Source organism: Streptomyces sp. NPDC002156 (genome assembly GCF_053593675.1).
On the sequence record NZ_JBSFDA010000248.1, the window covers coordinates 1 to 11,266 of the forward strand.

General features: G+C 70.0%; 11 protein-coding genes and 2 pseudogenes. 4 read left to right on the forward strand and 9 right to left on the reverse strand.

Annotated elements, in window-relative coordinates:
• Window positions 1-47: 47 nt before the first annotated feature.
• From ACWCRB_RS46355 to ACWCRB_RS46385, 7 genes are all read right to left on the reverse strand, one after another.
• A complete protein-coding gene (locus ACWCRB_RS46355) occupies window positions 48-1,106 on the reverse strand; it encodes a methyltransferase (protein WP_451001839.1) in 1,059 nt (352 codons plus the stop codon).
• Window positions 1,107-1,160: 54 nt separating this feature from the next.
• The gene (locus tag ACWCRB_RS46360) at window positions 1,161-2,237 is read right to left on the reverse strand and encodes a right-handed parallel beta-helix repeat-containing protein (RefSeq protein ID WP_451001840.1); all 1,077 of its coding nucleotides are present in this window, start codon (window positions 2,235-2,237) and stop codon (window positions 1,161-1,163) included.
• A 76-nt stretch (window positions 2,238-2,313) separates the two neighbouring features.
• Window positions 2,314-3,015, reverse strand: a complete 702-nt coding sequence (locus tag ACWCRB_RS46365; protein WP_451001841.1) for a class F sortase — start codon at window positions 3,013-3,015, stop codon at window positions 2,314-2,316.
• 122 nt (window positions 3,016-3,137) lie between these two features.
• Window positions 3,138-3,653: a hypothetical protein gene (locus ACWCRB_RS46370; RefSeq protein WP_451001842.1), complete on the reverse strand. Its 516-nt coding sequence runs from the start codon at window positions 3,651-3,653 to the stop codon at window positions 3,138-3,140.
• 288 nt (window positions 3,654-3,941) lie between these two features.
• On the reverse strand, window positions 3,942-4,832 hold the full coding sequence (locus ACWCRB_RS46375; protein WP_451001843.1) for an LLM class F420-dependent oxidoreductase: 891 nt from the start codon (window positions 4,830-4,832) through the stop codon (window positions 3,942-3,944).
• A 169-nt stretch (window positions 4,833-5,001) separates the two neighbouring features.
• Entirely contained in the window at window positions 5,002-7,569 is a 2,568-nt protein-coding gene (locus ACWCRB_RS46380) for an ABC transporter permease (RefSeq protein ID WP_451001844.1), read from the reverse strand.
• Between the two features lie 6 nt (window positions 7,570-7,575).
• Window positions 7,576-8,406, reverse strand: coding sequence for an ABC transporter ATP-binding protein (locus ACWCRB_RS46385; protein ID WP_451001845.1), 831 nt, complete (start codon window positions 8,404-8,406; stop codon window positions 7,576-7,578).
• Window positions 8,407-8,539: 133 nt separating this feature from the next.
• Between ACWCRB_RS46385 and ACWCRB_RS46390 the strand changes: the two genes are divergently transcribed.
• Both ACWCRB_RS46390 and ACWCRB_RS46395 read left to right on the forward strand, forming a co-directional pair.
• Entirely contained in the window at window positions 8,540-8,779 is a 240-nt protein-coding gene (locus ACWCRB_RS46390; protein ID WP_450414890.1) for a toxin-antitoxin system HicB family antitoxin, read from the forward strand.
• Window positions 8,780-8,828: 49 nt separating this feature from the next.
• The gene (locus tag ACWCRB_RS46395) at window positions 8,829-9,167 is read left to right on the forward strand and encodes a fic family toxin-antitoxin system, toxin component (protein ID WP_451001848.1); all 339 of its coding nucleotides are present in this window, start codon (window positions 8,829-8,831) and stop codon (window positions 9,165-9,167) included.
• Here the strand turns inward: ACWCRB_RS46395 and ACWCRB_RS46400 are convergent.
• Both ACWCRB_RS46400 and ACWCRB_RS46405 read right to left on the reverse strand, forming a co-directional pair.
• Complete coding sequence (locus ACWCRB_RS46400; protein WP_451001846.1) at window positions 9,162-9,878, reverse strand: class I SAM-dependent methyltransferase; 717 nt, start codon at window positions 9,876-9,878, stop codon at window positions 9,162-9,164. The two genes, ACWCRB_RS46395 and ACWCRB_RS46400, sit on opposite strands and share 6 nt — an antisense overlap.
• A gap of 87 nt (window positions 9,879-9,965) precedes the next feature.
• The gene (locus ACWCRB_RS46405) at window positions 9,966-10,652 is read right to left on the reverse strand and encodes an esterase/lipase family protein (protein ID WP_451001847.1); all 687 of its coding nucleotides are present in this window, start codon (window positions 10,650-10,652) and stop codon (window positions 9,966-9,968) included.
• 116 nt (window positions 10,653-10,768) lie between these two features.
• Here ACWCRB_RS46405 and ACWCRB_RS46410 point away from each other — a divergent pair.
• Together ACWCRB_RS46410 and ACWCRB_RS46415 are read left to right on the forward strand one after the other, a co-directional pair.
• Window positions 10,769-11,170, forward strand: a pseudogene (locus tag ACWCRB_RS46410) (LuxR family transcriptional regulator); the annotation flags it as partial.
• 1 nt (window position 11,171) lies between these two features.
• Window positions 11,172-11,266 (forward strand): annotated as a pseudogene (locus ACWCRB_RS46415) (ribonuclease E/G); the annotation flags it as partial.

Sequence of the window (11,266 nt, forward strand, 5' to 3'; positions counted from 1 at the left end):
ATCGCGACTTCCGCGATACCGGCCTCGGGGTTTGTACGGGGAGCGGGTCAGCCAGGGATCGTGCACTCGAAGGCGTGCAGATACGCGTTGACCGGGCGGATCTCACCGATGACGAGGCCCGCGTCCGTCAGCCGGTCAACCATGCTCTGCCGGGTGTGCTTCGCACCGCCGACATTGAGCAGGAGCAGCAGGTCCATGGCCGTCGTGAACTTCATCGACGGGGTGTCGTCCACGAGGTTCTCGATCACGACGACCCGGGCACCGGGCCGCGCCGCCTTGCGGACGTTCGCCAGCGCCCTGCGGGTGCTGTCGTCGTCCCACTCCAGGATGTTCTTGATGATGTACACATCCGCCTGTACGGGGATGTCCTCACGGCAGTCCCCGGCCACGATGCTCACCCGCGCGGCCAGCGAACCGCCGTCGCGCAGCCGCGGATCGGCGTTCCCCACCACTCCGGGCAGGTCGAGGAGCGTGCCGTGCATCCCGGGGTGCTTCTCCAGGAGGCTCGCCACGACCTGGCCCTGGCCGCCGCCGATGTCCGCGACCGAGGACACCCCGGTCAGGTCGAGGAGGTTCGCGACGTCCCGCGCCGACTGCTCGCTGGACGTCGTCATCGCGCGGTTGAAGACGTACGCCGACTCGGGGGCCTCCTCGTTGAGGTACGAGAAGAACTCCCGGTCGTACATGTCCTCGAAGACGTTCCGGCCGGTGCGCACCGCCTCGTCCAGCTGGGGCCAGACGTTCCACGTCCACGGTTCGGTGCACCACAGCGCGATGTAGCGGAGGCTGTTCGGGTCGTCCTCGCGCAGCAGCCGGGACATCTCCGTGTGGACGAAGGTGCCGTCGGGGCGCTCCTCGAAGACGCCCTGGCAGGACAGCGCGCGCAGCAGTCGGCGCAGGGTCCGGGGCTGGGTCTTCACCGCCGCCGCGAGGTCCTCGACGGTCGTGGGCGTGTCCTGGAGGGCGTCGGCGACGCCCAGCCGGGCGGCGGCGCGTACGGCGGCGGCGCAGGCCGCCCCGAAGACGAGTTCCCGCAGCCGCATGGGTGGTGGGGGAGCGTGGGGAGCCGGGGAGGAAGCCGGGGGAGCCGGATCAACGGTCGTCATGTCTTGCCTCGCCTCTGTCGTTGTGCCGTGCGGGGGAGTCGGGAAGCGGGTCGGTCAGCACATTCCGGCGGGTTCGGAGACCCCGCAGGTGTTGTCGCGGAAGGTGTTGTTCTTGCCGGTGTCCCGGTCGGCGAGATCGGCCGTGCTGTTGCGCAGCACCACGTTGTCGCGGATCTCGTTGCTCTCGTTGGGGGCGCCCACGAAGCTCTTGAACAGCACGATGCCGCCTGACAGCGGGGAGGCGCCCACGTTGTCCTCGACCCTGTTCTTCGTCACCAGCACCTTCTCGGTGCCGGTGAGGACGATGCCCGAGCCCTGGAGGAAGGGCAGCCGGGGGGTCTTCGGACACAGTTTGTTGTTGGCGTGGATGTGGTTGCGGCTCACGGTCATCGCCCCGGCGCGCGGGGTGCCCTCGTCGCCGACGACGAACACGGCGGCGCAGTTCCCGGTCGCCTCGTTGCGTTCGACGGTCAGGTTCCGCAGCCGTCGTACCGTTACGCCGATCCGGTTGCCCACCAGGCGGTTGTTGCTGACGACGGTGCCCTTGGCGTCCTGGGCGCCGTCCTCCCGGTCGACGGTGTTGGCGACGAAGAGTCCGGCGTCGCCGTTGTCCCTGGCGAGGTTGCGGCTGAACACACCGCGTACGGACCTCTCCTGGGCGATGCCCCACTGGCCGTTCTTCTCGGCGGTCACGCTCTGGACCTTCAGCCGGTCGGTCCAGGCCGCCCACAGACCGTTCTTGGCGAAGCCCCGGATCGTCAGCGAGCGCAGGGTGACCCCCTTGACGGGGGCGGCCTTGGTGCCGGTCACACAGATGCCGTTGCCCGCTGTGGCACAGGTGCTGTCGGCGGCGGGGCCGGGCACGATGACGGCCGGCCCGGCGATGGATCCCCGGAGGGTCAGGTCCGACACGGTGATGCGGACGCTCTGGCGGTAGGTGCCGGGGGAGAGGACAACGGTGTCCCCCGGCCGCGCGGCGTCCACGGCCCGCTGGATCGACTCGCCGGGCTGGACCCGGTGTATTCGGAGTACCTGATGCACCGTGCGGTCGTCCGCCGGTGCTGCGGCACCCAGCCCCGAGGTCACGACTGCTGCGGTGCACACGAGGTGGGTGATCTGTCGTCTGGTCATATGCCGAAGCTAGGAGCGGGTGTTCCGGCCCGCCACCGCTGATCACCCAGGTGGGCTTGTGGCAGGCGCCGACGGGTCAGACGAGGTGGGCGAAGACGACCAGGTTCTCGGTGTAGTCCTTCGCCTTGTGGTCGTAGTCACCGGCGCAGGTGATCAGCCGGACCTGGGCCTGCGGGGTGTCGCCGTACACGCGCCGGTCGGGGAAGTCGTCCTTCTCGAACGTCTCGGCGCTGTCGACGACGAAGACGGCCCTACGCCCGTCGGAGCGCTCGACGGCGAACCGGTCGCCCTTGTCCAGCTCGCTCAGGTCGGCGAACACGGCCGGAGCGGTCGCCGTGTCGACATGCCCGGCGATGATCGCGGTGCCCCTCTCACCGGGGGACACACCGTCGGCCTGCCAGCCGACCAGGTTCACGTTGTCGGCGGGCGGCGCTTCGAGCTGGCCCGACTTGGCGATGTCGAGGCCGATGAAGGGGGCGTCCACATCGATGGCCGGGATGAGCAGCCGCGTCGGCCTGGCCCGCGGCAGATGCTTCCCGGCCGGTGGCGCGGCCGAGGCCTTCGGCGAGGCGGACGAGAACGGCGAGACCGACGCGGACGGTGCGTGCGCCGCCGTGGCGCGGGGTGCGCGGTCGTCGTCGGACGATTCGTCGTTTCCGGAGAAGAGGATCAGCACCGGGAGCAGGAGTACGACGGACCACGCGCTCAGACGCACAAGGAAGCGCCGCTTGGACGACAGGGACGCGGCTTTGAGAAAGGAAGGCAACCGGGTTGCCATCGGGAACCACCTAACTGGAACACGGGCACAAGTACGTGGGGGGACCGAACGGGCCGGGCCGCCGCAGTGCGCACAGGCGGATGTGCGCACGCGACGGCCCCGGCTGCTATGTCAGGCATCGGTCAGGACGCCTGGTCGGCCGCGTTCCTGCGGCGCATCGTGTACGCACCCGCGCCGACGACCGCCAGGGCCGCCAGCCCGCCGGCCGTGACACCCGGGTTCGCGAGGGCGCCGCCACCGGTGTGCATGCCACCGCTGGGCTTCTCGTGCTTGGAGCCCCAGTCGCCCTTGCTGCTCTCCTCTTCCTTGTCGCTGGAGTCCCAGGAGCCGGAGTCCTTGGCGGTCTCGTCGTCGGCGGCCGCGTCCTCCTTGTCGGCCTCCCAGTCCTTCTTGGTGTCGTCGGCGGCGGCGGTGTCGTCGCCCTTGCTCCAGTCGCCCTCGTTCACCGCGGTGAGCGCGCCGCCACCCGTGTGCATTCCACCGTTCGGCTTGTCGTGCTTGCTGTCCTTGTCGTGCTCCTTGCTGTAGGAAGAGTCACCGTTGTCCCAGTCGCCGTCGGCGGCGAGGGCGCCGGGGGCCGCGATCGCGAGAGCGGCTGTGGCCGTCGCGGTAGCGAGGAGCAGGCGGGCAGAGCGCATGGTCGAAGTCCTTCCGCCGCTGCCGGGACGCTGACGTGATGTCAGCTGATGGAACCCGGCCTCGACGTGATCCACCGTCAGTCAGTCCCGCCCGGCGCACCACTCGGGACGTCCACCCGACTGACCCGCACGGCGGTACCCGACCCACCGTCAGGTCATGCCTCCCGATCCGACGACACGCCCCTGACCAGGCATTTGATCGTCTGATCGGCAGTCACTTCCCGGCCTGCGCGCCGCCGTACGCACAACCCGATCGGCGGCGACACGACTGCCGCATCCCCGCTCCGTTCACTCCGCCCGGAGCGCCTCGATCACCTTCCCGAACGGCTCCATGTTCGGCTCCAGGACGGTGAAGTAGGTGAACCCGTATCGCTCCCGAGCCGCCCGCACCTGCCCGACGATCTCCTCCAGGGAGCCAGCCAGGACGAGCGGCAGCTCAAGGGCCTGATCCACGGTCAGCTGCGGCTGACGGGTCAGCAGGGGCCGCAGTGCGGCAGCGGGATCGTCGGTGATGGCGACCACCTGGACGAGCAGGTTCAGCTCGGCGGGCTTGGTCCGGCCGGCGGCCAGCCGGTGATAGGCCGTCACCCGCTCGTCCAGCTCGTCCGGCGTCAACGGCTCCAGCATTCCCGTCGTACTGCCTGGCACCGGCCGCGCCCCCGTGAACGCCGCGATGTCGGCGTGCTCGGCGGTGAGCCGCAGCATCCTGTCGCCGTTGGCGCCGATCAGCAGCGGCACCCGGGGCTTCTGGACCGTCTGAGGCTGGTGCTCGTCCGAGCCGAGCAGCCGGTCCAACTCCTCGACCGTGCGCCGCAGATGATCCACGCGCTCGCCCGGCGACCCGTACGCCAGGCCCGCCGTGTCGTGCTCCGCGCGTACGTATCCGGTGCCGAGCCCCAGTTCGAGGCGCCCGCCGGTCAGGGCATCCGTGGTGGCGACCTCGCGAGCCAGCAGGGCGGGATTCCAGAAACCGGCGTTCAGCACGAACGTGCCCAGACGAGGCCGCTCGGTAGCCCCGGCCGCCGCGACCAGCGCCGGAAAGGGCGCGACCATACCGAGATGATCGGGAACCAGGATCACGTCGTACCCAAGTTCCTCGGCCCGCCGACACTTGCCCCGCCACTCCTCGGCAGGCCCGGCCACCAACAGATTGACCCCAAACCGAAACGGCAACGCCATGAACTCTCCTCAAGGAAAGGGACGACTGGGCGGGAGGGAGGGGCCGCAGGCCCCCTCCCTCCCGCCCAGGGGCGCGGGGAACTGCGCGACCAGCCACAGCGAACCCGCACGGGCAACACCACCTGAGCCACCCCCGAGCCCCCGAGCCCCCCCAAGGTCCCGCCGCGCGCTACTCGTGCGCGATAGCCGCCAACACGTTCATCCGAGACGCCCGCAGCGCAGGCAGCAGCGCCGCCACGATCCCGACGACCGCCGAGCCGACCACCACCGCGACGATCGTGCCCCACGGAATCGCCAGCGCCTCCATGCCCTGCAAGGCCAGCACCCGCTGGATGCACACACCCCACACCAGCCCCAGCCCGAGTCCGAGCACCGCGCCGAACACGGCGATCACCACCGACTCCAGCCGGATCATCCGGCGCAGCTGCCGCCGGGACAGTCCGATGGCCCGCAGCAGCCCGATCTCGCGGGTGCGCTCCACGACCGACAGGGCGAGCGTGTTGACCACGCCGAGCACCGCGATGACGATCGCGAGCCCGAGGAGGGCGTACACGAGGTAGAGCAGGACCGCGATCTGGTTGCGGATCAGCTCCTTGTAGTCGGCCTGGTCACGCACCTTGACCTGCGGATACGGCTCGAGTGTCCGCTCCAGCGCCGGGCGCAGCTCGTCCGCGCTGGTGCCGTTCACGGCGTTGACGTACAGCGCGGACTCCTGGCCGCCGGGCACGTACTTCTCGGCGACGGCGATCCCGAAGTAGATCCCGCCCTGTGTGCCGAAGCCCTCGGCGCTCTCCTGGTCGGTGAGGGCGGCGACCTTCAGTTCGGTCCGTTCGCCGTCGGGGAACTCCACCGGCAGGACGGTGCCGAGGCTGACGTCGTGGTCCTTGGCGTAGTCGGCGGACATCGCCAGGTTGCCGTCCGCGAGCGCGGCGGCCGTGTCGCCCTGGACGTAGGTGACCTTGGCGACGTCGTCCAGCTGCGCGTCGTACCCGGCGGCCGTGGTTTCGAGGCGCTTGCCGTCCGGAGTGCTTACCGCGACCGGTACGAACCGCTGCCGCACGACGAGTCCGACACCGTCCGTGGCCCGCACCTTGTCGGCGACCTCCTGTGGGAACGGTACGAAGTTGTCGTTCTGCACGACGAAGTCGGCACCGAGCGTCTTGTCGATCTGCTGGTCGAAGGACTTGGTCATCGAGGCGCTGGCCACCGACATTCCGCCGACCAGGGCGAGGCCCACCATCAGCGCGGCGGCCGTGGCCCCCGTACGGCGGGGATTGCGCAGGGCGTTCCGCTGGCTCATCCGGCCGACAGGGCCGTAGATCACCGGGAACGCTCCACCGAGCACCCGGATGACCGGCCGGACGAGCAGCGGGCCCGCGATGACCGTGGCGATGAGGGTGAGGACGACTCCAAGTCCCAGCAGAGAAGCCGATGTCGATGTCTCGTTGGCCGTGGCGCAGCCCACGAGTGCGGCTGCCCCGAGGGCCCCGACGATCGCGCCGACCACCGCCCGTACCCGCAACGGCCGCCCCACGCCCGCGATTTCGGCGTCCGAGAGGGCGGCCATGGGGGAGACGACGGCTGCTCGCCTGGCCGGCAGATAGGCGGCCACGAAGGTGACCCCGAGGCCGACGGCATACGCCGACACGGGAGTTGCCCAACCCACCACCATGTCGGCCGACTTGAGGTTCATGCCGAAGGCGCTCATCAGCCGGATCAGCCCGGCCGCGAGGCCGATCCCGGCGGCGAGGCCGAGTGTCGAGCCGATCAGGCCGAGCAGGACCGCCTCCGTCAGCACGGACCGGCGCACCTGCCGCCGGTCGGCGCCGAGCGCCCGCAACAGGCCCAGTTCGCGGGTGCGTTGGGCGATCAGCATCGAGAACGTGTTGACGATCAGGAAGACCCCGACGAGCACGGCGATCCCGGCAAATCCCAGCATGACGTACTTGATCACGTCGAGGAATCCGCCGAGTTGCTCGGCGGCGGACTCGGCCTGCTCGGCGGCCGTCTCCAACTCGTAGTCGGTGGTACCGATCTGCTTCGCGATACGGGCCTTCAGCTCCGCGTCGCTCACCCCGCTCGCGGCGGTCACCGAGATGCTCGTGGCCCGGTCCGGCGAACCGAGCAGCATGGTCGGGGCGGTCCTGCTGTCCAGGAAGATCAGCGCCGCGCCCGGGTTGGTGGTGGTGAAGGTGGCGATGCCGACGATCTTCACCTTGAACGACCCGGGCTGCGCCTGGACGGTGAGCGTGTCGCCGATGCCCACGTCCTTGCTGTCGGCGGTGTCCGCGTCCAGCAGGGCCTCGCCGTCGCCCTCGGGCGCGTGGCCGGAGGTGAGTTCGACGGGGCTGCGGTCGGTGAGGTGCCAGTCGGTGGCGATGGTGGGGGCGCCCGAGGTCGGGGAGACCGACTCGTTGCGGTCGTCGACGACGGTGATGTTCTCGACCGATGCGTCCGCGTGGGCGTCCTCGACTCCGGCTACGCCCGCGACCTGCTTGGCCAGCGAGGCCGGCACGGTCAGGGCCTCGCCGGACGGCACCTGGGACGTGAAGTCCTCGCGCGGTGTCACCGTGATATCGGCGGAGGTGGAGGCGAAGAGCCGGTCGAAGGTACGGGTGACCGTGTCGGAGAAGATCAGGCTGCCCGCGACGAACGCCACGGACAGGACGATGGCCAGCGCGGAGAGCAGCAGTCGGCCCTTGTGCGCCAGGAAACTCCTGAGCGTTGCCTTCAGCACGGGGTGTCAGTCCTCGTCGGTGGGTTTGGTGAGGGACGTCTCGCCCGCCTCCGGGGCCTGGGACGGGCCGCCGGAGAACAGGCGCATGCGCTCCAGGACCGCCTCCGCCGTGGGCCGGGCCATCTCGTCCACGATCCGCCCGTCCGCGAGGAAGAGCACCAGGTCGGAGTGGGCGGCGGCCCCCGGATCATGGGTCACCATGACGACCGTCTGGCCGAGGTCGTCGACGGCCTCGCGCAGAAAGCCGAGGACTTCCAGACCGGCGCGCGAGTCGAGGTTGCCGGTCGGCTCGTCCGCGAAGATCAGCTCGGGCCGGGAGGCGAGCGCCCGGGCACAGGCCACGCGCTGCTGCTGCCCGCCGGACAACTGGGCCGGCCGGTGCTTCAGCCGGTCCCGCAGCCCCAGCGTGTCGATGACCTGGTCCAGCCACTTCTGGTCGGGTTTCTGGCCCGCGATGTCCATCGGCAGGGTGATGTTCTCGACGGCGTTCAGGGTCGGGATCAGATTGAACGACTGGAACATGAACCCGATCCGGTCCCGTCGCAGCCGGGTCAGATCGCGCTCCTTCAGCCCCGTGATCTCCGTGTCGCCGAGCCAGACCTGCCCCGCCGAGACGGTGTCGAGCCCCGCCAGACAGTGCATCAAGGTGGACTTTCCCGAGCCGGACGGTCCCATGACGGCGGTGAAGCGCCCGCGCGCGATGTCCACGTCGACCGAGTCGAGGGCGAGCACGGTCGTCTCGCCCGAGCCGTACGCCTTGGTCAGGGCGCGGGCCCGGGCCGCGGTCCCGTCCGCCTCCGCGTGCTCGGGGGCGTGCTCCGCAGCAGATGTGGACAAGGCTGCCTCCTTAGGTGGCTCTCCCGTGTTCCTTGTCCCCGCCGAGCGTAGTGTGACGAGGCGCACACCCGGTATCCCTTTTCACTCTTGGGCGGCCTTGCCGGTGCTAGCACTCTCGCGCTAGCTTCGAGGTATGGCGAAGACTCAGCTGAACGTCCGGGTCGACGAGGGCACCGCCCGGGCGGCACGCGAACAGGCCCTGGCCCGCGGGATGAGTGTCAACCGCTACATCGAGGAACTGGTCAAACAGGACACCGGTGAGGCGGGCCACACCTTCGTGGAGGCCGCCGCCGACTTCATGAAGCAGTACGAGAACGTCTTCGCCGAGGAATTCGGCACGGACCGCGAAGGCAAGCGCGAAGGTCGTCACTGACCCCTTGGACAACTTCGGCAACCTCAGGATCGACCTCGCCTGGCTCCTCATGATCGCGGAACGGAAGACGCCCGGAGACCCCCAGGTCTCCGACTGGGGCGCTCTGGTCGCCGCCGTCGCCCGCCACGAGGCCCAGATATTCGACGTCCCCGTCTACGACAACCCGCACGCCCGGGCCGCCGCCCTTCTCCAACTCCTGCTGCACGTGCCCGCGTTGGAGCGCTCCAACGCGCTCTTCGCCTCCGCGGTCGCCTACGCCTACCTCATCGCCAGCGGAGTCAAGGTCGTCACCTCGCCCGAGCAGGTGCGCGACCTGGCCCGTCTGGTGAAGAGCGGCAACGCCTCGGTGCACGACATCGCGCGCGAACTGCGCCAGTGGAGCCTATGAAGCCTTCGTCCCCGGCTCTGCCTCCTGCTGTACGGGACGCCAGGCGCTGCCCAGCACGCAGTACGAGGCGGGCAGCCGGGGCCCCTTCTCGGGCACCAACAGCTGCCGGTACGGGCCGAGTTCGAACCCGGCGTCCCGCAGCGCGGCCACCGGGTCCCGGGACACATGACAGCCGCCGGCGAGCGTGGGCCACACCGTGCGGTCGAGGGCGCGCTGGGCGAACCGCATAGCGGGCCCACCGCCGACGCCGTGCTCGAAGAACCGCACCTCGCCACCGGGCCGCAGCACCCGCCGTACCTCACCGAGCGTCCGGGACACGTCCCGGACGCCGCACAGCACCAGCGAGAGCACCACGGCGTCGAAGGCCTCGCCCTTCACCGGCAGCGCCTCCGCCACACCCGGTACGACGTCCACGGGCACCTCGGAGCGCAGAGCGGCCTCCACGGCCAACTTCCGCAGCAGGCGCTCGGGTTCGATCGCGACGACCTCCGAGACGGTGGCCGGGTAGTGGGCGAAGTTCAGCCCGTTTCCGGCGCCGATCTCGATCACCCGCCCGGACAGCCCGGCGAGCAGCCGCTCCCGTACGCCGCCCAGGCCCATACGGGTCTCGGCGGTCACACTGAACCGGGCGTAGTAACGGGCGAACAGCGGATGGTGCACGGGATCCCGTGGCACCTTGCCGGAGCCGGTGATGGTGGACCGTAGCGGCATGGGGACCTCCCGGGGAGGACTGGCCTTACCGTGATTGTCCCCCTTACGGGACCCGCGCACCCCTGCTGTCGCCGTGGAGCGGCGGGATCAGGCGACGAAGTCGCGAACCTGCTCGTAGACGCCGTAGTCGTTGTTCATCTCGTCGTGCGAGATGCAGCCGACCTCGACGTTCGTGGCGCCGCTCAGGATCGCGGTGGTGTCCGGGGTGAGGGCCTCGTCGCAGTTGGACCAGTAGCTGGCGTAGGCCACGCTGCCCGGTGTCTCGTCGCCCGAGTTCAGCGCGGTCAGGAATGAACTTCCCGTGTACATCTCGGCACACGAGGTGTACAGCCAGGAACACCAACTGGCCACCGTCGTCCCGTGGTTGGTGCCGGCGGTGGAGACGAAGTCGTCGACGTACGACGTTCCGCCGAGGTTCTTGAGGTAGTAGCGGGCGCTCAGCGCACCCATCGAGTGGACGACGAGGTCGACCTTCGAGGCGCCCGTCGCGGCCAGAACTCTCTGTACCTCGGTGGCCAGTTGCTGGGCCGTCGTGACGTTCGACTGGGACCACGAGTACGACCAGGCGTCCAGCTCGGAGGCCGTGTAGCCGTCGGCCTTGAAGTCGGCGACCCAGTCGTTCCAACTGCTCGACGAACTGCTGAGACCGTGCACGAAAACGACCGGATTGTGGGTTGCGGCCTGGGCGGGCGTCGCGGTGAGCGAGAGGGACAGAAGCATCGAGGACACGACAGCCGAGACGGCTGCCGTGATGCGTCGCGTGCGGCGCTGCATGGTGCCTCCAGATTCGGGCGGGGGTTGGCTGGAGTGTCGGGCCGGGTCTACGCGCGCCGCATCGGTGAAATCGCCGGTCTTTACGCACCTTGTAACTCGCCAGTAACGTGAGTTGTGTGGTGACCTCGGTGAATCCCCCGCCTCTGCCGCACATTTCGCCACCGCAGCTCACGGACGCGTGGCAGCAGCTCGGCCCCCCGCTCCCCGAAGGCGTCCGCGTGCGCGTCCTCTGTGCCGCGTACGGCGATCCGCGCGCCGCCGCCGAACTCGTACCGCTCCTCACCGAACGGCAGGCGGCCGGCCTCGACCCGCTCCCGGCGGAACCCGCCGCCCTCGCCCCCGAACTCCTGCGGGAGCACCGCCGGGAGATCCGCGCCCTGCCCGACGACACCCGGCTGCTGCTCCTGCTCGCGGCGGCCGACCAGCACCCGGTGCAGACCCACGCGTTCCTGCGCGCGATCGCCGCGGGCGGCCTCGACACCCGCGCCCTCGAGGCCGCCGAGACGGCCGGGATCGCGCTGCCTGGGCCGCGACCGTACGAAGCACCAGGTGGCCGAGGTCACGTCGCTGGGGCTCGTGCAGATGACCCGTAAGCGGGTCGGGCAGGGCCTCCT

Bases quoted from the DNA above. Each gene is read 5' to 3' on its own strand.
- ACWCRB_RS46355 (WP_451001839.1), bottom strand. From the start codon at position 1,106: ATGACGACCGTTGATCCGGCTCCCCCGGCTTCCTCCCCGGCTCCCCAC.
- ACWCRB_RS46360 (WP_451001840.1), bottom strand. From the start codon at position 2,237: ATGACCAGACGACAGATCACCCACCTCGTGTGCACCGCAGCAGTCGTG.
- ACWCRB_RS46365 (WP_451001841.1), bottom strand. From the start codon at position 3,015: ATGGCAACCCGGTTGCCTTCCTTTCTCAAAGCCGCGTCCCTGTCGTCC.
- ACWCRB_RS46370 (WP_451001842.1), bottom strand. From the start codon at position 3,653: ATGCGCTCTGCCCGCCTGCTCCTCGCTACCGCGACGGCCACAGCCGCT.
- ACWCRB_RS46375 (WP_451001843.1), bottom strand. From the start codon at position 4,832: ATGGCGTTGCCGTTTCGGTTTGGGGTCAATCTGTTGGTGGCCGGGCCT.
- ACWCRB_RS46390 (WP_450414890.1), top strand. From the start codon at position 8,540: ATGGCGAAGACTCAGCTGAACGTCCGGGTCGACGAGGGCACCGCCCGG.
- ACWCRB_RS46395 (WP_451001848.1), top strand. From the start codon at position 8,829: ATGATCGCGGAACGGAAGACGCCCGGAGACCCCCAGGTCTCCGACTGG.
- ACWCRB_RS46400 (WP_451001846.1), bottom strand. From the start codon at position 9,878: ATGCCGCTACGGTCCACCATCACCGGCTCCGGCAAGGTGCCACGGGAT.
- ACWCRB_RS46405 (WP_451001847.1), bottom strand. From the start codon at position 10,652: ATGCAGCGCCGCACGCGACGCATCACGGCAGCCGTCTCGGCTGTCGTG.